Genomic DNA, 20724 nt, shown 5'->3' on the forward strand with positions numbered 1-20724 from the left:
CCCGGCCACGTCGGCCGGACCGGGCGATCGGGATCGGGTGGGTGGGTGGTGGGAAGGGATCAGGCGGCGGTGGCCCAGATGGCCCGGAAGGCCGCCGCCTCGCCGGCCAGCCAGCGCTCGATCTGCTCCGGGCGGGCGTCGGTGGGCATGCGGTGGGCCTCGCCACGGCGGACGTCGACCAGGACCGGCTCGGCGTGCGGAAGCACCGCGTCCATGTGCCGGGTCATCAGGTGCAAGGTGGCGAGCGTCGCCTCCTCGCTGGGCGGCGCCTCGTCGAAGTGCAGTCGGACGGCCTCGACGCGACCGTCGGCGTGCCGTACGCCGAACTGGGGGTTGACCTTGACGGGCAGGTCGCCCAGCATCGCGAGCGCGTCGCGGGTCTGGGCGAGGTCGACGGCCCTCGGCTCGCCGAGGGAGCGCAGCCAGGTCGTCGCGCCGGGGACGAGGGCCTGGTAGAGCGGTCGCCAGCGGGGCTTGACCACGTCGACCACCTGGTCGAGGTGGGTGCCGCCGGTGTGGAAGGCGATGTCGGCCTTGAGCGCCTTGACGAACTGGCCGTGCGGGTTGAAGCCGGAGCGGCTGGCCCGCTGCTTGCGCAGGCCCCCGACGAAGGTGGCCTTCGTCGGGCCGATGCGGTCGACGTAGCGGGTGAAGCCGAGCAGGGTTGCGTAGGGGGTGGGTGGGGCGGAGGCGGGCGTGCTCACGGGCGTCCTCCCAGGTCAGGACCTCGATTAGTACACACATTCTAATCGACGGGTGTGACATCTCCCAGGGTTCGCAGGGACTCTCTTGCCCGGTCCGCCGACGGCCGACCGGTACCGACCATCGAGGTGCGGGGGAGCGCGGGACACGCGGAGAGGTGAGGTGCCGTGGGCCGGTGCTCGGATACGGTGAGCCGATGCAGCGGCTCACCGATGAGACGGTCCTGGCAGTCGGCAGGCTGACGTTGGCCGCGGCCGAACTCGAGTACTTCCTCGCGCGGATCGTGGCTGACCAGGCAGGCGACGATCCGGCGACCGTCTTCGCGGTCCCCGGAGATCCCCTGCTGGCCGCACGCGACCTGGTCCGGTTCGCCGCCGCGGACCGCCACGACGAGTTCAGCAGGTTGCTCGACTCCGCGGAGCTGTATCTGACGCAGAGCCAGCGAGCCGTTCGGGCGCTGTGGTCGGAGCACGGCCGGGTGGACGCGGTGACGTTCGACGAGATCACCGGCCTTCTGCTGCGCTGCCGGGACCGACTGCAGGAACTCTTCGACGACGTGGTCCGCGTACCCAGCGCATAGCTGCCGCCCGAGGGCGGGCGCGCGAGAAGGCCATCCCCCGTGCGCGCGGGGGATCCGCGCCGACGGCCCGCACCGAGGCGCGCCCCGCTGTCGTCTTGTGCGGTGCCCGCCTTGTGCGGTGCCGATTCCGAAGGGCTTTCCGCCCCGGAAAGAAACAAAGGGAAAGGGAGTGTGGCCACCCCTTTCCCTTTTCAATGTATATCGCACCCGGGGGCTTGCGGCAAGACCCGGTCCGTGCCGCAGAATCACCCGGCCAAGGCCGCGAGCTGCGGAAACGGGACCGGCGAAAGCGTGGGTCGCCGTCGACGTACGGCCGAGTGGAGACGTCGAGCCGATGGCGGACGCCCGGTGCGCGCGTGCGGCGCACGGCATCGCGAGCCGGGAGCCGGGAGCCGGAACGAGAGTGGAGTTGCTGACGTGGATCGCCTGACGACCAGTGTGTTCGACCTTCCCGACCACCTCGCCGCCAAGGCCGATCCGACGCTGATCGCCGCCGACGAGCAGCACTTCGCGGCCGTCGCGGGGAGCATCGAGCGGACGAGCACCGAGTTGTCCGACCGCCTCGACGCCGAGCGCCGGGCCCCCGGTGGCAAGGGCCGGCAGGCGGTGGACCGGGACATGGAGGTCCGTCGGCTGGCCGCCCGCCTGCGCACACTGCGCCGCTTCGGCGTGGACCTCTGCCTCGGCCGGATGGTCGGCGCCCACGATCCCGCGCCCGCGTACGTCGGTCGGCGTGGCCTCACCGACGGCGCGGGCGGGCGGCTGCTGCTCGACTGGCGTTCCCCCGCGGCCGAGCCGTTCTTCGCGGCGACCCACGCCAACCCGATGGGCCTGGCGAGCCGCCGCAGGTACCGCTGGACGCGCGGCCGGATCACCGACTACTGGGACGAGGTGTTCACCCCGGACGCCCTCGAGGGGCACGCCGCTGCGCTCGACGACCAGTCCGCCTTCATCGCCAGCCTGGGCGCCAGCCGGTCGCCGCGGATGCGCGACGTGCTCGGCACGATCCAGGCCGACCAGGACGCCATCATCCGCGCGGGGTCGAGCGGGGCGCTCGTCGTGGACGGCGGTCCCGGCACCGGCAAGACCGTCGTCGCGCTGCACCGCACGGCGTACCTGCTCTACGCCGACCCACGCCTCGGTCACCGCCGTGGCGGCGTGCTGTTCGTCGGGCCGCACCAGCCCTACCTGGCGTACGTCTCCGACGTGCTGCCCAGCCTGGGGGAGGAGGAGGTGCAGACCTGCACCCTGCGCGACCTCGTACCCGAGGGGGCCTCGGCGAGCGTCGAGACCGACCCGGAGGTGGCCCGCCTGAAGTCGTCGGCGGAGATGGTGAAGGCGATCGAGTCGGCCGTCAGGTTCTACGAGGAGCCGCCGACCGTACCGATGACGGTCAGCACGGACGAGGCCGACATCCGGCTGCGCGCCGCCGACTGGACCGAGGCGTTCGAGGCGCCGGGGCCCGGTACGCCCCACAACGAGGCGCGCGACGAGGTCTGGGAGGAGCTGCTCACGATCCTGGTGGAGAAGTACGACGGCGACGAGCCCGACGACGTGGTCCGCGCCTCGCTGCTGCGCAACCGGGAGCTGCGTACGGCGTTCAACCGGGCCTGGCCGCTGATCGAGGCGACCGACCTCGTCGGCGACCTGTGGTCGGTGCCCGCCTACCTGCGCCGGTGCGCTCCCTGGCTCAGCCCCGACGAGGTCCGCACCCTCCAGCGCCGCGACGCCGGGGCGTGGACGGTGTCCGACCTGCCGCTGCTGGACGCGGCACGGCAGCGGCTCGGCGACGCGGAGGCGTCCGGGCGCAGGCGCCGGCAGGAGGCCGTCGTCGCCGTCGAACGCGCGCGGATGGCCGCCGTCGTCGACGACCTGATCGAGGCCGACACCTACGACGACGGCGAGGGCGTGCTGTCGAGCCTGCGCCAGCTGGACCTCCAGGACGCCCTGGTCGACGAGACCGCCCTGCCTCACGTGGAGCCGGACCTGCTCGCCGGACCGTTCGCCCACATCGTGGTGGACGAGGCCCAGGAGCTGACCGACGCCGAGTGGCAGATGCTGCTGCTGCGCTGCCCGTCGGGGAGCTTCACCATCGTCGGGGACCGCGCCCAGGCCCGGCGCGGGTTCACCGAGTCGTGGCGGGAACGGCTGGAGCGCATCGGGCTCGACCGGATCACCGTGACCTCCCTGACCGTCAACTACCGGACGCCGGAGGAGGTCATGGCGGAGGCCGAGCCCGTCATCCGGGCCGTGCTCCCCGACGCCAACGTGCCGACCTCCATCCGCGGCGGCGGCGCTCCCGTCGTACGCGGATCCGCCGCCGATCGGGACTCGATCCTCGACACCTGGCTCGCCACCCACGCCGAGGGGACCGCCTGCGTCATCGGCGACCCCACGTTCCGGGCGACGTCCCGCGTCCGGTCGCTGACCCCGGAGCTGGCGAAGGGGCTCGAGTTCGACCTGGTCGTCCTCGTCGACCCGGAGGCGTTCGGCGCCGGCGTCGAGGGAGCGGTCGACCGCTACGTCGCGATGACCCGGGCGACCCGGCAGCTCGTCGTCCTCACCACCTCCTGACGACGCGCCCGCCGCGCGTCCCGGCACGCGGCGGGCGCCGGGACGGGCGGCGTCAGCGGCGTCACGCCGCCGGGCGCCCGGCATCCCGTCGTCGCAGGAGGAGACCGACGGCGACGGCGGAGGCGGCGCCGAAGCAGCCGAGCGCCGTCGCGACGACGCGCAGCGCGGCGGTGAAGCCGTCGCCGGCGAGGTGCCCGCCGCTGACGATGGCGAGGGTGGAGCCGACGAGCGCGAGCGCGATCGTCTCGGTGACGAGCCGGCCGGTGTTGAACAGCCCGGCCACGGTGCCGGCCCGTCGGACGGGCGCGCTGGAGATGGCGAGTCCGTCGATCACGCCCGTGGTGGCGCCGACACCGGTCCCGATCAGCAGCAGTGGGAGCAGGAGGGAACCCGGTGTGCTGTCGGGCCCGATGGTGGTGAGGGTGAACATGCCGGCCGTGCCGAGGGCGATCGCCCCGACCGACAGCAGGCGGGGCGAGCGATGCGCGACCGCCGCGCCGACCGGGGGCAGGGCCACCGAGGGCAGGGTGAGCATGAGCATCCACAGCCCGGCTCGTCCGGCGTCGAGGCCGGCGACGTCGATGAGGTAGGAGGGCAGGTAGACCAGAAGGGGAACGAGCAGTCCCATCATGGTCGCGGCGACCAGCGAGTACCCGACGAAGCTCCGGTCGCGCAGGAGGCCGAGGTCGAACATCGGGTCGGTGCCGCGCTTCTCGACGCGTACGAACGCGATCCCGCAGATCACGAGGGCGAGAAGCGCGGCGAGCACCGACGGATGCGAGGCTCCCAGGGCGGGTGCCTCGACGAAGGCCCAGATGAGGAGCGCGAGCGCGGCGGTGAACAGCGTGCCGCCGGCCCAGTCGATCCTCCTTCTCGCGCCAGGCAGGGCGGGCAGGAAGGGGCACACCAGCAGCACGACTCCCGCCAGCGCGGCGGGGACCGCGAAGACGGCCCGCCATCCGAGCGCGTCCACCAGCAGGCCGGAGATCGTGGGTCCGAACGCGAGGCCGACGCCGAGGACCGCGCCGAGCGCGCCGAACACCCGGGTCCGGGCCGGTCCGCCGAAGGTCGCCGCCAGGATCGACTGACCGGTCGCCGTCGCCGCTGCCGCACCCGTGCCGGCGAGGACGCGTGCGAGGTTGAGGACCGTGGCGTCCCGGGCCAGCACGCACAGCACGCTGCCGGCGAGGAAGACCGCGACCCCGGCGGTGAAGAGGCGGCGCTTGCCGAGCAGGTCCGCGAGCGAGCCGCCGAAGGCCAGGAACGCCGCGAAGCAGAGGTTGTAGCCGTTGACGACCCACTGCGCCGTCGTGAGCGACGTGTCGAGGTCGTGCTGGATGCCGGGAAGCGCGACGGACGCCCCGGTGATGGTCAGCGGGAACGACAGCGACGACAACAGCACCGCGGTCAGGGTGAGGGCACGCGCGTTCACCGCGACCACCGACCCGGGACGACGGCGGTCAGGAGGAGACGGAAGCGGGGAGCGTCACAGGGGACGGGACAGGTGGATGCAGAATTGTTCACGAAAGGCTCCGGACATCGCATGCGGAGCCGGGCAGCTCGGACGGCCACACCGGCGAAGGGTCGCTGATGCGGCGGAGCGGAAACGCAGAGCGTTCGGCAGTCTGGGGTTTCGCGCCGCCGCTAGGGGCGGCGCACCCTGTCCGAGGCGGGCACGGGGTCAACCTAGTCCAGGGCGGTTCACCCCGGCAACGCGATACCTGCCTGCGGGCACCGGAGCACCGCGGTGGGGCCGGCCGGAGCCGGCCCCCACGGTCGTCGCGGTGGCTAGAGCTGGCCGACCGAGGTGATCCGGACGACCGCCGCGCCCGCCTCGTCGGAGGCCGCGAGGTCGATCTCGGCGCTGATCCCCCAGTCGTGGTCGTCCTCGGGGTCGTCGAGGATCTGCCGGACCGTCCACCGCTCCCGGCCCTGCTCGATCATCAGCAGCGCCGGGCCGCGGGCGTCCGGACCCACCCCGATCGAGTCGTACGCCTCGAAGTACGGCTCCAGCGCGTCGGCCCAGGCGTCCGCGTCCCAGCCCGACGCGGCGTCCAGCTCGCCGAGGTCGTACCAGCGGCGCAGGGCGGCCAGCTCGACCCGGCGGAACAGGGCGTTGCGCACCAGCACCCGGAAGGCCCGGGCGTTGCGGGTGACCGCCGGGACCCGGTCGTCCAGCGCCTCGGCGGCCTCGGCGGCGTCGGTGGGGTTGCGCAGCCGCTCCCACTCGTCGATGAGGCTGGAGTCGACCTGCCGGACCAGCTCGCCGAGCCACTCGATGAGGTCGACCAGCTCCTCGGTCTTGGCGTCCTCGGGCACGGTCTGCCGCAGCGTCTTGTACGCGTCGGCGAGGTAGCGCAGGACCAGGCCCTCCGACCGGGTCAGCCCGTAGAACTGCACGTACTCGGTGAAGGTCATCGCCCGCTCGTACATGTCCCGGACGACGGACTTGGGGGAGAGCTGGTGGTCGGCCACCCAGGGGTGCCCCTGCCGGTACATCTCGTACGCCGAGTCCAGCAGCTCCGCGAGGGGCTTCGGGTGGGTCACCCCGTCGAGGAGTTCGAGGCGGGCCTCGTACTCGATGCCCTCGGCCTTCATCGCGGCGACCGCCTCGCCGCGCGCCTTGAACTGCTGCGCGGAGAGCACCTGGCGCGGGTCGTCCAGGATCGACTCGACCACCGAGAGCACGTCGAGGGCGTACGCGGGGGACTCGACGTCGAGCAGCTCGATCGTGGCCAGCGCCAGCGGCGAGAGCGGCTGGTTGAGGGCGAAGTCGAGCTGGAGGTCGACGGTGAGGCGGACCCGCCGCCCGGTCTCGTCGGGCTCGTCGAGCTGCTCGACGACCCCGCCCGCGCGCAGCGCCCGGTAGATGGCGATGGCCCGCCGGATGTGCCGGCGCTGGGCGGCGCGGTCCTCGTGGTTGTCGGTGAGCAGGTGCCGCATCGCGGCGAACGCGTCGCCGGGACGGCCGATGACGTTGAGCAGCATCGAGTGGCTGACCTGGAAGCTGGAGGTGAGCGGCTCCGGCTCGGCCTCGACCAGGCGGTCGAAGGTGGGCCTGCCCCAGCCGATGGAGCCCTCCGGCGGCTTCTTGCGCACCACCTTGCGCCGCTTCTTCGGGTCGTCGCCGGCCTTGGCGAGCGCCTTCTCGTTGTCGATGACGTGCTCGGGGGCCTGCACGACCACCCGGCCGACGGTGTCGAACCCGGCCCGCCCGGCCCGGCCGGCGATCTGGTGGAACTCGCGCGCCTTGAGCAGCCGGGTGCGCACCCCGTCGTACTTGGACAGGCCGGTGAAGAGCACGGTGCGGATCGGCACGTTGATCCCGACGCCGAGGGTGTCGGTGCCGCAGATGACCTTGAGCAGGCCGGCCTGGGCGAGGGTCTCGACGAGCCGACGGTACTTGGGCAGCATCCCGGCGTGGTGCACGCCGATGCCGTGCCGGACCAGCCGGGACAGGGTCTTGCCGAACCCGGAGGTGAACCGGAAGTTCCCGATCGCGGTGGCGATCATGTCCTTCTCGGCGCGGGTGCAGACGTTGACGCTCATCAGCGCCTGGGCGCGTTCCAGGGCGGCGGCCTGGGTGAAGTGCACGACGTAGACGGGTGCCTGCTTCGTCTCCAGCAGCTCTTCCAGGGTCTCGTGCAGCGGCGTCATCGCGTACGAGAAGATCAGCGGGACCGGCCGCTCAGCGGAGCGGACGACGGCGGTGGGCCGGTCGGTACGCCGGGTCAGGTCGTCGACGAAGCGGGTGGTGTCGCCCAGCGTGGCGGACATCAGGACGAACTGGGCCTGCGGCAGCTCGATGATCGGCACCTGCCACGCCCAGCCCCGGTCGGGCTCGGCGTAGAAGTGGAACTCGTCCATGACCACCTGGCCGACGTCGGCCCGGTCGCCCTCGCGCAGCGCCAGGTTGGCGAGGATCTCGGCGGTGCAGCAGATGATCGGCGCGTCGGCGTTCACGCTGGCGTCGCCGGTCAGCATGCCCACATTGTCCGCGCCGAAGACCTCGCAGAGGGCGAAGAACTTCTCCGACACCAGCGCCTTGATCGGCGCGGTGTAGAAGGTCGTCCGGTCGTCGGCCAGGGCCGCGAAGTGCGCCGCGATCGCGACCAGGCTCTTGCCGGAACCGGTCGGCGTATTCATGATCACGTTGGCGCCGGAGACGATCTCGATGACCGCCTCCTCCTGGTGGGGGTAGAGGTCGAGGCCGCGCTCCTTCGCCCAGCCGGCGAACGCGTCGAAGAGGGTGTCGGGGTCGGCGCTTGTCGGCAGCGCGGCGGTGAGCGTCATAGCGCGTCCATGGTGCCTGGGTCATGCCCCCGAGCGCCAACCGGATCCGTGCGCCCAGGGTGTCAGGAAGGGCCCCCGTGCAACGGAATCCGTTGACAGGGGGCCCTTCCTCTCACGACCGGCGGTGGATCAGGTCGAAGATCGGGCGATCGGCCCGCAGGGCCCGGCGTTCGAATTTGGTGACCGGGCGGTGGGCGGGGCGGGGGGCGAAGCCGTCGTGCGCGTCGACCAGCCCCGGGTCGGCGTCCAGGGTCTGGCGCATCGCCTCGGCGTACTCGGCCCAGTCGGTCGCGCAGTGCAGGGTGCCGCCGGGCGCCAGCCGGGAGCGCAGCAGCGCCACGTGGGCCGGCTGGATGATCCGCCGCTTGTGGTGGCGGGACTTGGGCCAGGGGTCGGGGAAGAAGACGTGCACGGCGTCCAGCGACGCCTCCGGCAGGCCCGTGACCAGGTCCAGGGCGTCGCCCTGCGCCACCCGTACGTTGCGCAGGGCGTGCCGGTCCACCAGGTCCAGCAGGTTGGCGATTCCGGGCGTGTGCACCTCGACCGCCAGATAGTCTCGACCGGGGTCGGCGGCGGCCATCTCGGCCGTGGTGTCGCCCATCCCGGAGCCGATCTCCAGCACCAGCGGGGCCCGCCGGCCGAACAGGCCGGCCAGGTCCACCGGCGTGCCGGGCCGCTCCGGCACGTCCAGGCCGTAGACCGGCCAGAGCCGGTCGAGGGCGTCCGTCTGGCGGCTGCTCATCCGGCCACGGCGCGGATGGAAGGTCCGGATCGTCCGGGCGGCGGCGGGCGCGGGGACGGCGGCGGCGGGGGAGTCGGTGAAGGTCACAACGACCCGAGGGTACGCGACGACCGCGCCGAATCGGATGTGATGTTCGCCCGGGGATGAGAGGATCCATCCCGTACGGCAGACCGGGTGTCTGGTGTTGCCCGGCACTGCCCCAACGCGCCGGGAGGGGGCGTCGTGTCGGTGCACCGCGGCGGTGTGGCGCTGGCGATCGTGACCGTGGTCGCCGGTCCCCTGCTCGCGGCCGCCCCGGCCCTGGCCGCCCAGCCGCCCACCGCTGCTCTGCTGGCCCGGGCCGGCGCGCCCCAGCCGGGGCCGCGCGTCTTCGTCGAGGTCAGCCCGAGCACCGTCGAGCCCGGCTTCCTGGTGGGGATCCGGGCCAGCTGCCAGGACAATTCGGTCCCCGCCACCGTGGTCTCGGACGCCTTCGGCCGGGTGCAGGTGCAGCCGCAGCACGGCACGCTGACCGCCGCGCCGATGGTGCGGGAGCGCACCCGGCCCGGCAACTACCGGATCAAGCTGGAGTGTCGCGACGGCGAGACCGCCTCGACCATGCTCCAGGTCGTCAAGGCCGTGAAGCCCAGTCGCGGCCCGGCGACCGGGTTCGGTGGTGGTGGCGGCGGTGGCTTCACCGGCGGGCTGCTGCTTCCGGGTGGCCTCGCGCTGATCGTGACCGGCATCGTGCTCGCGGTCCGGGCGGCGCGCCGCCCGCGTACCGCCCGTCGCTGAGCCCGGTCATGGTCCCCGCACCCGCCCCGCAGTCGGCCACCACAGCGGCCCGCAACCCACGGCCGCCCGGACGCCGCCCCTGGTCGGTGCCGCTGGCGGTGGTGCTGGTGCTGGCCGGGGTCTTCGCCACCGGCGCGGGCCTGGGGCGCACCGCCGGGCCGTTCGACTGGGCCGCCGGCGGAGGACAGGACCGGCCGGCCCGCAGCGAGAACGGCGCGCTGGCGGCCAGCCGGCCGGTGCGCCTGTCGATTCCCGCGATCAAGGTGTCCGCCCCGGTGGCTCCCGTCGGCCAGGCCCGGGACGGCTCCATCGCCGTCCCGCCGCTGGAGCGGGCCGACGAGACCGGCTGGTACGACCGGGGCCCCACCCCGGGCGAGCCGGGCCCGTCGGTCATCGTCGGGCACGTGGACACCAAGCGCGGCCCGTCGGTCTTCTACGACCTGCACAAGCTGCGCCCGGACGACACCGTCGAGGTGGCCCGGGCGGACGGATCGGTCGTGGTGTTCCGGGTCGACTCTGTGGAGCACTTCCCCAAGGAGCGGCTGCCGGCGGAGCGGGTCTACGGCGACGAGGGCCCCGCGGGCCTGCGCCTGATCACCTGCGGCGGCGACTGGCTCGGCGGCCGGACGGGCTACGCCGACAACATCATCGCCTTCGCCACCCTGCTCTCCTCCCGCAACCCCTGAACGCAGGCTCCCACTCACGCTCGCTGCCGGATCGGGTGCCCATGCGGCCCGGACACACCTGCCAGACAGTTGCCAGCTCATCACACTGTGTAGCAGGATGAACCGAGGGTGCATCGGAATGTCCGGAGAGGGCGCTGGATGAACTATGCGGTGATCGAGGCGATGACTGCGGCCGGCCTCACTGCCGACAACCTCGCAGCCGAGATAGGCGTTGATCCGAAGACGGCGGCCCGGTGGGCAAACCCGGGACATATTCCGCAGTCTCGTCACCGGGCGAAGGTCGCGGATCTTCTCGGCCGTGAAGTGCTGGATCTCTGGCCAGGCATCTTGAAGCGGCGGGAACCGGTGTGGCTCCGACAGTGGGTGGACTGGGAACGCGCAGCGGTCGCGCTGAAGTGGTTCGAGCTGGCCTGGGTGCCGGGTCTGTTCCAGACCAAGGCGTACGCGCAAGCGACGTTGGCCGGTGAGCCCTTGTCCACCAGCGAGCTGGATGAGCTGGTCGAGGCGCGTCTGAATCGACAAGCCGTGCTGCACCGGGAGCGGCCACCGCTGCTGATCGCAGTCATGGACGAAGCGGTCCTCTGGCGAGCCGTCGACGGCGATCGAGAACTGATGCGCGAACAGTGCGAACACCTCGCGGCGTGCGCGCGGCTGCCTTCCGTGCAGGTGTATGTGGTTCCTTCGTCCGTGGGGATGTATCCGGGTCTCGGCGGGCCGCTGATTCTCGCCGAGCTGCCCGAGGGCGAACAGGTCGCTCATGTCGACAGCCAGGCGCGAGCAGAGGTCATTTCCGAGACCGTGGACGTTGCTAAGCTCGTTGTCCGGTGGGAAAGAATTCGGGGCGAAGCCCTCTCGCGGGCGCAGTCACTAGACCTCATCACGAAAGCAGCAGAGCATCATGGATCTGGCCGGCGCGCAGTGGCGTAAGAGCACGAAGAGCGGAAACAACGGCGGATCGTGCGTCGAGGTCGCGGACAACCTTCGCGATCACGTGCTGGTTCGCGATACGAAGGATCGCGATGGCGCAACCCTCATTTTCGGCCGGGACGCGTGGCGCGGTTTCGTGACATTGGCGAAGGAGATCGGCCCGGTCGGCTGACTGCGGCGGCATGAACATGCCCCTGGCGAATGCCGGGGGCATGTTCTGGTTCCTGGGCCGCCTGGGACCGTGCCGCCTCGCGCGACGGGTCAGGGGCGGGGTGGGACCTGCTGGACGACCTCGAACTCCAGGAGGGTGGCGCCGGAGGCGACCGGGGGACGCTTCTCGCCCGTCCCGGCGTGGGCGGCGCGGGAAGGGCCGGCAGCCCACGCCTGATAGGCCTCCTCGGTCTCCCAGCGGGTGTAGACGAAGTAGCGGTTCTCCCCGGCCACCGGGCGCAGCAGTTCGAAGCCGAGGAAGCCGGGGGAGTTCTCCACCGCCCCGGCCCGCGCGGCGAACCGCTTTTCCAGCTCCTCGCCCGCGCCTGGAGGGACGTCGATCGCGTTGATCTTCACGACTGCCATGGCTCCACCCTAGCGACGGGGCCGGGGCTCAGAACGACTCGACGGCCGGAACCAGGTCGGCGTCGACCACGATCGGCGCGTGGTCGGAGGGCCCCTTGCCCTTGCGCGCCTCCCGGTCCACGTACGCGGAGCGGACCGCCCGGGCGAACGGCGCCGAGGCGTACACGAGGTCGATCCGCATGCCCTTGTTCTGGTGGAACATGCCGGCCCGGTAGTCCCAGTAGGTGAACGGGTGCGGGCCCTTCATCGGCGTGGGCACCACGTCGGAGAGCCCGAGGTCGCGCAGCGCCGCGAGGGCCGCCCGCTCGGCGGGGGTGACGTGCGTGGAGTGGGTGAACAGCGCCGGGTCCCAGACGTCGGCGTCGGTGGGCGCCACGTTGAAGTCGCCGCAGACCGCCAGCGGCAGGCCGCCGGTCAGCTCCGTCTCGACCGCGTCCCGCAGCGCCGCGAACCAGGCGAGCTTGTACGCGTAGTGCGGGTCGTCCGGGGCCCGGCCGTTCGGCACGTACACCGACCAGACCCGGACCCCGTCGCAGGTCGCCGAGATGGCCCGGGCCTCGGGATCGGGGAAGCCCGGCTCGCCGGGGAACCCCACCGTGACGTCGGCCAGGCCGACCCGGGACAGGATCGCCACCCCGTTCCACCGACCGTCGCTGTGGCTGGCCACCGTGTAGCCCAGCTCGCCCACCTCGGCCACCGGGAAGGCGCCGTCCGGGCACTTCGTCTCCTGGAGGCAGACGACGTCGGGGCCCGTGCCCGCCAACCAGTCCAGCAGCCGGGGCAGGCGGGCCTTCACCGAGTTCACGTTCCAGGTCGCCAGGCGCATGTGACCAGCCTGCCCCATCCCCCCGCGTGTCGCCGGTTCAGCTGCCCGGGGTGTCGCCCGGGCGGGTCTGCTCGGCCAGGAACCGCTCCAGTTCGGCGCCCAGCTCGTCGGCGGTGGGCAGTGGCCCGGCCTCGGCGGCCAGCAGGTTCCTCTCGCCCCGGCCGCGCGCGAACGCGTCGTACTGCTCCTCGAGGGCCTGCACCAGCTGGGCGGCGTCGTCGGTCTGGGCGACCTGCCGGTCGATCTCCACCCGGACCACCTCGGCCGCCGAACGCAGCCCGTCGCGGGGCAGCAGCAGCCCGGTGCTGCGGGACACGGAGGCGAGCAGCACCTCGGCGGCGGCCGGGTACTCCGTCTGCGCCACGTAGTGCGGCACGTGGGCGGCGAAACCGAGGGCGTCACGGCCCAGCTCGCCGAGGCGGTACTCCAGCAGGTGCCCGACGCTGCCCGGCACCTGCACCCGCTGCAACCACGGCTCGTAGCCGGCGATCAGCTCGCGGCGGGTGGCGTGTGCGGTCACCCCGGCGGGCCGGGTGTGCGGCACGGCCATCGGGATCGAGTTGAGCCCGACGGTGAGCCGGACGTCCAGCCGCGCGGAGATGCCGGCCACCGCGGCCACGAAGCGCTCCCACTGCAGGTCCGGCTCCGGGCCGGTGAGTAGCAGGAAGGGGGTCTCGTCGTCGTCGCGGAGCAGGTGCAGCTCCAGCGCCGGGGCGTCGTACGACTCCCAGTGGTCCTCGACGAAGGTCATCACCGGGCGGCGCGAGCGGTAATCGAAGAGCTGGTCGACGTCGAACCGCGCGATCGGGCGGGCGTCCAGGGAGGTGAGCAGCTGCTCCCTCGCCAGTCGGGTGGCGCTGCCGGCGTCGACGAAGCCGGTGAGGGTCTGGATCAGGACCGGCTGACCGAGGTCGGGCAGATCGTCGGTGAGCTCGTAGAGCTCGTGTGGGTCGAGCACCGGTGCGGACCTCCCTGGTCGTGCGTACGGGTCGCCGCGCGAGGGCACCCGGTTCGGGGAACGTACCCGCCATCCTCGTGCATTCCTCGCCGCGCCCCGCCGCGGGTCGTCACCTGTCCGGTAATCGGGCGTATGCCCGCAAGCCCACCGGCGGACGAGGAACGTTGACCGTCAGGACGACCAGGCTATCGGCCGAACGGGCGAGTTTGGGGATCATGGGCCGGACGGTGGGGGTTTGTCCGTGTTTCGGGCGCGCAGGGGCGGGCCGGGGCGACCCGGAGGTCTGACCGGTCCGCGAGGTCCGTCCCCCGGGCTGCCCGGGGCGGCAGGGGCGTCCACCAGGCCCAGCCCATATCGTGAGGAAAGCCACGAGATCACCCGGGGTGATCGGCGGGTGGGCCTGCCTAGCCTCGGCTGATGCGTGACGACCGCACCCTCGACGACCAGATCGCCCCCGGTGACCCGGTTGGCCGTTCGAACGATACCCCCTCGTACGTTCGGTCAACCGCCCTCCGCGCCGCCGGGGCGTACGCCCACCTGCTGACACGCGGGCCCGCCCGGGCCCGGATCGCCCTCGCCACCGGCGTGCTGTGCTGCCTCGGCCTGACCGCCGTCGCCCAGGGCGCGGGGGACGACTCCGCCGACCCGGCCCCCGCCGCCGCCCCCTCCGCGCTCGCCGAGCGCGCCGAGCCGGACCCGGCCTCCCGCAAGGTGGAACGCGTCGCCACCTCCGCCAGCCCGACCCCGACCCGCGCCGCCGACCCGGACACCACCACCCCGGCACCGGAGAAGACCACCCGCAAGCCGATCGACCCCGCCCCGGTCGTCGGGCTCGACGACGCCCAGATGGAGAACGCCGAGGAGATCGTGCGGACCGGGCGCGAGATGGGGATGCCCCGGCGCGCGCTGGTGATCGCGGTCGCCACCGCGATGCAGGAGAGCAACCTCTACAACGTCGCCAGCGGGGTGCTCCCCGAGTCCCGCGAGTACCCGCACCAGGGCATCGGGTGGGACCACGACTCGGTCGGGCTGTTCCAGCAGCGCTCCAGCAGCGGCTGGGGCGAGGTCGGTGAGCTGATGGACCCGGAGTTCGCCACCCGACAGTTCCTCTCGGCGCTGGCGCGGGTGCCGGGCTGGCAGCAGATGCGGCTCACCGACGCCGCCCAGGCGGTGCAGATCTCCGCCTACCCGGAGCACTACGCCAAGCACGAGTGGCGCGCCTCCAAGGTCGTCGCGGCGTGCCTGGAGGCCGGGCAGTAGGCTCCTACCAACCACAGTGGACGGTTGCGGTTCGCGCATCCGGGGTACATGTGTTGTCGCTCCGAGGTACACATGGAACAGGCACCACCGACTGGAGGACGACATGTCACTGATGCAGCGGATCAGCACCTTCCTGCGTTCGCCCAAGGGTCAGCAGATGGTCGACCGTGGCCGTCGCGAGCTGGCCAAGCCCGGCACCCAGCAGAAGCTCCGGGGTCTCGCGGCCAAGCTCCAGAACCGCCGCTGACCCGTCACCGCCGACCTCTCCGACCCCCGGGAGACCCTGTGACCGATCCCGCGCCCGCCGACGACCAGCGCGTCGCCGAAGGACCTCAGCCGCCGGCCGTGGTTCCGGCACCGACGCAGGAGGCCACCGAGGCGCCGCCGCTGAAGCTCTGGGACCGGATGCGGGAGGACCCGCAGTACGCCCCCGAGCACCTCGCCCTGGAGGCCGTACGCCGGCTGGGGCCGGAGGCGGCGCAGTGGGCCGCGCGGGCCCGGGCCGAGCAGCCCGGCGTCTCCGCCGAGGCCCTGGCGGAGCAGGCGGTACGCAAGTTCGTCAACCACGCCCGGCTCTCCGGGGCGGTGTCGGGCGCCGCCGGGCTGCCCGGCGCCGTGATCGACGTGGGGATCCTGGCCTGGACGCAGGCCCGGATGGTGCTGCACGTCGCCGCCGCGTACGGGGTCGACCCGCTGCACGGCGACCGGGCGACCGACCTGCTGGTGCTGCAGAAGGTGCACAAGGTCGCCGAGAGCGCCCGGCTCGCGCTCGGGGTGGCCGCCGGCCGGGAGCGCGCCGGGGCCCTCTTCGGCAGCGGGGGGCAGAACCCGCTCGGCAAGGTCATGCTGCGCCTCGGCGTGCGACTGGCCCAGATGGCCGGGGTGCGCGCGGCGAAGCGGGTCTTCGCCAAGGTGGTGCCCGGCGCGGCGATCGTGCTCGGCACCTGGGCCAACTCGTCGGCCACCAAGGATCTCGCCGTGCGCTCCCACGCCCTCTACCGCCAGCACGGCGGACCGACCGTCCCCGAGCCCCGCCGGCCCTGACGCCGGTCGTCACCCGCCATCCCGCCGCCCGTCCGCCCGCCCGCCCCTGCGGGTGTGCGGTCGGCCGGCAGGGTCAGGAGCCGAGGCCCGAGGCGCGCCACGCCACGTCGGCCAGCCGGTCCTGCCCGGCGGCGTTGGGATGGAACCAGTCCAGCGGGTTGACCAGCTCCAGGTCGAACCGCACGCGGTGCACCGCCCCGCCGTCGTGCCGGCAGCGCGAGCCGTACGCCTTGCAGGCGGCGGCGAGCTGGGCGTTGTAGTCGGCGATGCGCTCCCGCACGGCCGCCCGGCGGGCCCGGTCGAGCGGGTCCGTCGAGGTGGGGTTGGCCAGCAGCGCCGGGCAGACGCCCCGCTTCCAGGCCCGCACCGCCCGCGCGTCGGTGTGCCCGACCTCCCAGAGCCGGTGCAGGTTGGGCACGCTCACCACCAGCACCCTGGCCTTCGGTCGCCCCTGCCGCAGCACCCGCAGGCCGCGGTCCACCTCGGCGCGGAACTGCTTCACCGGGGTCATCGCCTCGATGCCGCCCCGGCACACGTCGTTGGCGCCGATCAGCACGGTGACGTGGTCGACGCGGTCGCGTACCGCCCGCTGGGCCTGCCCCTCCAGCGACGCCGCGCGGGCCCCGGGGCTGGCGTGGTTGTGGGCCTTGCCCCGGATCGCCGGGTTCCGGTCGAGCAGCCGCCGGTAGAGGCTGTCGACGCGCAGCCCGTCGCCGGTGGACCAGGAGTTGCGCTCGCACGAGACGAGCACCAGGCAGGAGCCGAAGCCGGTGCTGATCGAGTCGCCGAGGGCCGCGATGCCGCCGGGCGAGCCGGGCGACGGCGTCTCCCGCGGCGGGCGGGAGCCGGGCTCCCCGCCGCCCTCGCAGGCGAGCGCGACCAGCGCCAGCAGACAGGCGGCCACGGTGACCCAGCGTCGAGGCATACCATCCCCAGTCCCGCAGCGGAGAGCGACAGCGCGGTAACTCTAAGCGCGGCCCCGGTGGGGCAACCCGCCGCTGTCGACAATGCGGCAGAGGGCTGTTCCCGCTCGGCTTCGCATGCTAGCGGATCGATACGTCAGGCGGGGCCAGCGTGGCGGGCGGGGGCCAGCGCGCGAGGCGGAGGCCGGTGGGCCGGGCGGGGGTCAGCGCGCCAGGCGGGGGTCGGCGCGCCAGGGCGCGGGCTGGCCGTGCAGCCACCAGTGCAGGGTCCGGGTGATCCGGGGCAGCACCAGGTAGGTCATCAGCGGGGTCAGCGTGAGGGTCATCATCAGCACCCTGGCGGCCAGCGGCACGTCCGGGAGGAAACGGCTGGTGAGCAGCGTCGCGGTCAGGCTGAGCGGGAAGAACGCCAGCCAGATCGTCACCGCCTGCTTCCAGCGCGGCGGGGAGGGCGGCGGGACCGTCGGCTCGGCGCTGACCGGCACGGTCTGCGCCACGTGCTCCGGCGGCGGGTCGAACCAGCCCTCGACGCCGGTACGCCGCTCGACCCGCGTGTGCTCGACGATGCCCTGCGCCGAGGAGAGCCACCAGTGCCGCTGCGGGGACTCCTCCCAGCGGCGCAGCGTGTCGTGGTCGGCGAAGCGGTAGATGATGTGCCACTCCCCGGAGCCGGGCGCGCTGCGTACCCAGCCGGACCCGAGGAACCCCGGGAACGCCTCGGCCAGCGCCGTGCCGGCCCGCATCCAGGCCACCATCTCGCTGGTCCGGGCGGGGTCGGTGCGCCGGGCGACGGCGACGGTCACCGGCAGCGCGTGGGTCATCGTCATACCGGCCATCCTCTCCGCTCGGAGCCGGTTCGACAGGCTCACGGGCCACCGGTATGACGCACCCCACCAGCGGGGTGACGCGGCCCACCGCGAGGGCCGACGCGGCAGGACCGGTGGGGCCGGCGCGGCCGACCGCGATGGCCGGCGCGGCAGGACCGGCGGGGCCGGCGCGGCCCACCGGCGGGGTGGCGGCCGGCCAACCCGCGCGGGGAGCAGGGGGAGCCCGGGGCCCACCGCCGGGGCGGGTTAAGCGGGTCGATCGGGGGTAGGTCGGTGAGATGACGAGATCGCAGCCCCGGCGCGCCCGTGGCACGGTCGGCCACGCCTACAGCGCGCTCAACATGCGGCTCGTGCTCGCCGGGTTCGGTCTGGTGACCATGACCGTCTTCGCGGTGCTGGCGTTCAACGCCGACCTGGTGTGGCTCGGGGTCCTCTGCGTGGTCTTCGCGGTGGTCGCCGTGGTCGACCTGATCATCATCCAGCGGCGCCGCGCCGCCCGCCGCCGGGAGGAACCGGGAGCCCGCCACTCACTCTTCGAGTGACAGGAGTACGAGATGCCCATCGCGACCACCAATCCCGCCACGGGACAGACGCTCAAGACGTACGAACCGATGTCGCCGGAGCAGATCGACGCCGCAATCGAGCGGGCCGACCTGGCGTACCGCCAGCTGCGCGGCACCACCGTCGACCAGCGCGGGCGCTGGCTGAACGCGGCGGCCGACCTGCTGGAGGCCGAGCGCGACGAGATCGCCCGGCTGATGACCACCGAGATGGGCAAGACGTACGCCTCGGCCCAGGCGGAGGTCACCAAGTGCGCCGCCGCCTGCCGCTTCTACGCGGCGAAGGCGGCCGAGTTCCTCGCCGACGAGCCCGCCGACGCCGGAGCGGTCAAGGCCACCCGCGCCTTCGTCCGCTACCAGCCGATTGGGCCGGTGCTCGCGGTGATGCCCTGGAACTTCCCGCTGTGGCAGGTGCTGCGCTTCGCCGCGCCGGCCCTGATGGCCGGCAACACCGGCCTGCTCAAGCACGCCTCCAACGTGCCGCAGACCGCGCTGCTGCTGGAGGACCTGTTCCGCCGCGCCGGCTTCCCGGAGGGGGCGTTCACCACCCTGCTGGTCGGCTCGGCCGAGGTCGACCGGGTGCTCAGCGACCCGCGGGTACGCGCGGCGACGCTGACGGGCAGCGAGGGCGCCGGCCGGTCGATCGCCCAGATCGCCGGCCGGGAGCTGAAGAAGACCGTGCTGGAGCTCGGCGGCAGCGACCCGTTCGTGGTGATGCCGTCGGCGGACCTGGACCGGGCCGCCGAGGTCGCCACTACCGCCCGCTGCCAGAACAACGGCCAGTCCTGCATCGCGGCCAAGCGGTTCATCGTGCACGCCGACGTCTTCGACGCCTTCGCCGAGAAGTTCGCCGCGAACATGGCGGCCCTGCGGGTCGGCGATCCGATGGACCCCGGCACCGACGTCGGCCCGCTGGCCAGCGAGGGCGGGCGCGACGAGATCCACGCCCAGGTGCGGGACGCGGTCGACAAGGGCGCCACCGTGCTCTGCGGCGGCGAGCTGCCCGCCGGCCCCGGTTGGTTCTACCCGCCGACCGTGGTCACCGACCTGAGGCCGGAGATGCGGATGTGGTCCGAGGAGGTCTTCGGGCCCGTCGCGGGCCTCTACCGGGTGTCGTCGTACGACGAGGCGATCGAGGTGGCCAACGGCACCTCCTTCGGCCTGGGGTCCAACGCCTGGACCCGGGACCCGCAGGAGCAGGAGCGCTTCGCCGTCGACCTCGACGCCGGGAACGTCTTCGTCAACGGGATGACCACGTCCTACCCGGAACTGCCCTTCGGCGGGGTGAAGAACTCCGGCTACGGCCGCGAGCTCTCCGCGCTCGGCATGCGGGAGTTCTGCAACACCAAGACCGTCTGGGTGGGCGAGGGGGCCGCCTCGGCCGGCGCCGGGGCGCACGCGGAGTAGCCCCGCCCGGCTTCGTCGGCGTAGCCGGACGCCGTCGTGGGTACGGAGTGACGCCATGACGGTGTTCGGCTTCCACGCGTCCCACGAGCAGATCCATCCCCGCGCCCTGCTGGAGGCGGTGATCCACGCCGAGCGGGCCGGCTTCGACGCCGCCATGTCCTCGGACCACTTCGCGCCCTGGAGCGACCGGCAGGGCCAGTCCGGCTTCGCCTGGTCCTGGCTCGGCGCCGCGCTCCAGGCGACCAACCTGCCGTTCGGAGTGGTCAACGCCCCCGGGCAGCGCTACCACCCGGCCATCATCGCCCAGGCGATCGGCACCCTTGGGGCGATGTACCCGGGCCGGTTCTGGGCCGCCCTCGGCACCGGCGAGGCGAGCAACGAGCACATCACCGGCGACGACTGGCCGCGCAAGGACGTCCGCACCGCCCGGCTGCGCGAGTGCGTGGACGTGATCCGCGCGCTGCTGGCCGGCGAGGAGGTCAGCCACGACGGCCTGGTCCGGGTGGACCGGGCGAAGCTGTGGACCCGGCCGGAGCAGCCGCCGGCGCTGATCGGGGCGGCGGTCAGCGTGGCCACCGCCCGCTGGTGCGCCGAGTGGGCGGACGGTCTGATCACCGTGAACGCCCCGACCGCGCACCTGCGGCAGATGATCGACGCGTACCGGGACGCCGGCGGGCGCGGCCCGCTGCACCTCCAGGTGCACGTGAGCTGGGCGCCGGAGCAGGCCGAGGCCGAGCGGCTCGCGTACGACCAGTGGCGCAGCAACGTCTTCGCCCCGCCGGTCTGCTGGGACCTGGAGACCCCGGAGCACTTCGACGTGGTCTCGCAGGACGTGCCGATGGAGAAGGTCCACGACGTCGTGAACGTCTCCGCCGACCTCGGCCGGCACGTCGGCTGGCTGGAGGAGTACCTGGAGCTGGGCTTCGACCAGATCGCCCTGCACCACGTCGGGCAGGAGCAGCGGGACTTCATCGACGCGTTCGGCGCCGAGGTGCTGCCGAAGCTGCGCAGCGCCGGCTGAGCGGTCCCGTCCCGGGCCTGCGCGGTGCCTGCCCGGGGTGAGCG

General features: G+C 73.1%; 21 protein-coding genes. 12 read left to right on the forward strand and 9 right to left on the reverse strand.

Annotated elements, in window-relative coordinates; genetic code table 11:
- Positions 1–59: 59 nt before the first annotated feature.
- Entirely contained in the window at positions 60–704 is a 645-nt protein-coding gene (locus OG989_RS17275; protein ID WP_327027589.1) for a hypothetical protein, read from the reverse strand.
- A gap of 194 nt (positions 705–898) precedes the next feature.
- On the opposite strand from OG989_RS17275, the gene OG989_RS17280 reads away from it, so the two are divergent.
- Entirely contained in the window at positions 899–1282 is a 384-nt protein-coding gene (locus OG989_RS17280; RefSeq protein WP_327027590.1) for a hypothetical protein, read from the forward strand.
- 426 nt (positions 1283–1708) lie between these two features.
- The gene (gene helR, locus OG989_RS17285; protein ID WP_327031183.1) at positions 1709–3856 is read left to right on the forward strand and encodes an RNA polymerase recycling motor ATPase HelR; all 2148 of its coding nucleotides are present in this window, start codon (positions 1709–1711) and stop codon (positions 3854–3856) included.
- A gap of 61 nt (positions 3857–3917) precedes the next feature.
- Here the strand turns inward: helR and OG989_RS17290 are convergent, their stop codons facing one another.
- The 3 genes from OG989_RS17290 to trmB form a co-directional block, all read right to left on the reverse strand.
- Positions 3918–5288, reverse strand: a complete 1371-nt coding sequence (locus tag OG989_RS17290) for an MFS transporter (protein WP_327027591.1) — start codon at positions 5286–5288, stop codon at positions 3918–3920.
- 356 nt (positions 5289–5644) lie between these two features.
- Positions 5645–8149: a DEAD/DEAH box helicase gene (locus OG989_RS17295; RefSeq protein WP_151455210.1), complete on the reverse strand. Its 2505-nt coding sequence runs from the start codon at positions 8147–8149 to the stop codon at positions 5645–5647.
- 112 nt (positions 8150–8261) lie between these two features.
- Positions 8262–8891 (reverse strand): tRNA (guanosine(46)-N7)-methyltransferase TrmB, encoded by a 630-nt coding sequence (gene trmB / locus OG989_RS17300; protein ID WP_327031184.1) that lies wholly within the window; start codon positions 8889–8891, stop codon positions 8262–8264.
- Between the two features lie 222 nt (positions 8892–9113).
- On the opposite strand from trmB, the gene OG989_RS17305 reads away from it, so the two are divergent.
- The 4 genes from OG989_RS17305 (at position 9114) to OG989_RS17320 (ending at position 11450) form a co-directional block, all read left to right on the forward strand.
- Positions 9114–9665, forward strand: coding sequence for a hypothetical protein (locus OG989_RS17305; RefSeq protein ID WP_442791870.1), 552 nt, complete (start codon positions 9114–9116; stop codon positions 9663–9665).
- A gap of 8 nt (positions 9666–9673) precedes the next feature.
- A complete protein-coding gene (locus OG989_RS17310; RefSeq protein WP_327027594.1) occupies positions 9674–10351 on the forward strand; it encodes a class F sortase in 678 nt (225 codons plus the stop codon).
- A gap of 138 nt (positions 10352–10489) precedes the next feature.
- Positions 10490–11278, forward strand: a complete 789-nt coding sequence (locus tag OG989_RS17315; RefSeq protein WP_327027595.1) for a DUF5753 domain-containing protein — start codon at positions 10490–10492, stop codon at positions 11276–11278.
- Positions 11250–11450: a DUF397 domain-containing protein gene (locus tag OG989_RS17320; RefSeq protein WP_327027596.1), complete on the forward strand. Its 201-nt coding sequence runs from the start codon at positions 11250–11252 to the stop codon at positions 11448–11450. The genes OG989_RS17315 and OG989_RS17320 overlap by 29 nt, the downstream gene beginning before the upstream one ends.
- A gap of 89 nt (positions 11451–11539) precedes the next feature.
- Here OG989_RS17320 and OG989_RS17325 read toward each other — a convergent pair whose 3' ends face one another.
- Genes OG989_RS17325 through OG989_RS17335 form a run of 3 tightly spaced genes read right to left on the reverse strand, consistent with a single transcriptional unit; the run spans position 11540 to position 13638 of the window.
- Positions 11540–11854: an antibiotic biosynthesis monooxygenase family protein gene (locus OG989_RS17325; RefSeq protein WP_327027597.1), complete on the reverse strand. Its 315-nt coding sequence runs from the start codon at positions 11852–11854 to the stop codon at positions 11540–11542.
- Between the two features lie 28 nt (positions 11855–11882).
- On the reverse strand, positions 11883–12680 hold the full coding sequence (locus tag OG989_RS17330; RefSeq protein ID WP_327027598.1) for an exodeoxyribonuclease III: 798 nt from the start codon (positions 12678–12680) through the stop codon (positions 11883–11885).
- A 37-nt stretch (positions 12681–12717) separates the two neighbouring features.
- Positions 12718–13638 (reverse strand): proteasome assembly chaperone family protein, encoded by a 921-nt coding sequence (locus OG989_RS17335; RefSeq protein WP_151455215.1) that lies wholly within the window; start codon positions 13636–13638, stop codon positions 12718–12720.
- Between the two features lie 417 nt (positions 13639–14055).
- Between OG989_RS17335 and OG989_RS17340 the strand changes: the two genes are divergently transcribed.
- From OG989_RS17340 to OG989_RS17350, 3 genes are all read left to right on the forward strand, one after another.
- The gene (locus OG989_RS17340) at positions 14056–14898 is read left to right on the forward strand and encodes a peptidase M23 (RefSeq protein ID WP_327027600.1); all 843 of its coding nucleotides are present in this window, start codon (positions 14056–14058) and stop codon (positions 14896–14898) included.
- Between the two features lie 103 nt (positions 14899–15001).
- A complete protein-coding gene (locus OG989_RS17345; RefSeq protein WP_165947802.1) occupies positions 15002–15145 on the forward strand; it encodes a hypothetical protein in 144 nt (47 codons plus the stop codon).
- Between the two features lie 38 nt (positions 15146–15183).
- Complete coding sequence (locus OG989_RS17350; protein ID WP_442791871.1) at positions 15184–15942, forward strand: EcsC family protein; 759 nt, start codon at positions 15184–15186, stop codon at positions 15940–15942.
- 73 nt (positions 15943–16015) lie between these two features.
- On the opposite strand, the gene OG989_RS17355 is transcribed toward OG989_RS17350, so the two are convergent.
- Positions 16016–16867 (reverse strand): GDSL-type esterase/lipase family protein, encoded by an 852-nt coding sequence (locus tag OG989_RS17355; RefSeq protein WP_327027603.1) that lies wholly within the window; start codon positions 16865–16867, stop codon positions 16016–16018.
- A 201-nt stretch (positions 16868–17068) separates the two neighbouring features.
- Complete coding sequence (locus tag OG989_RS17360) at positions 17069–17692, reverse strand: antibiotic biosynthesis monooxygenase (protein WP_311412887.1); 624 nt, start codon at positions 17690–17692, stop codon at positions 17069–17071.
- A 278-nt stretch (positions 17693–17970) separates the two neighbouring features.
- Here OG989_RS17360 and OG989_RS17365 point away from each other — a divergent pair, with 278 nt between their 5' ends.
- From OG989_RS17365 to OG989_RS17375, 3 genes are read left to right on the forward strand one after another with little or no spacing between them, the layout of a single operon-like run.
- Positions 17971–18234, forward strand: coding sequence for a DUF6343 family protein (locus OG989_RS17365; RefSeq protein ID WP_151456710.1), 264 nt, complete (start codon positions 17971–17973; stop codon positions 18232–18234).
- A gap of 12 nt (positions 18235–18246) precedes the next feature.
- Positions 18247–19659 (forward strand): NADP-dependent succinic semialdehyde dehydrogenase, encoded by a 1413-nt coding sequence (locus OG989_RS17370; RefSeq protein WP_327027605.1) that lies wholly within the window; start codon positions 18247–18249, stop codon positions 19657–19659.
- Positions 19660–19714: 55 nt separating this feature from the next.
- Positions 19715–20680: a TIGR03885 family FMN-dependent LLM class oxidoreductase gene (locus tag OG989_RS17375; RefSeq protein WP_327027606.1), complete on the forward strand. Its 966-nt coding sequence runs from the start codon at positions 19715–19717 to the stop codon at positions 20678–20680.
- Positions 20681–20724 lie beyond the last annotated feature (44 nt).

The organism is Micromonospora sp. NBC_01740 (genome assembly GCF_035920365.1).
GTDB classification, from domain to species: Bacteria; Actinomycetota; Actinomycetes; order Mycobacteriales; family Micromonosporaceae; genus Micromonospora; species Micromonospora reichwaldensis.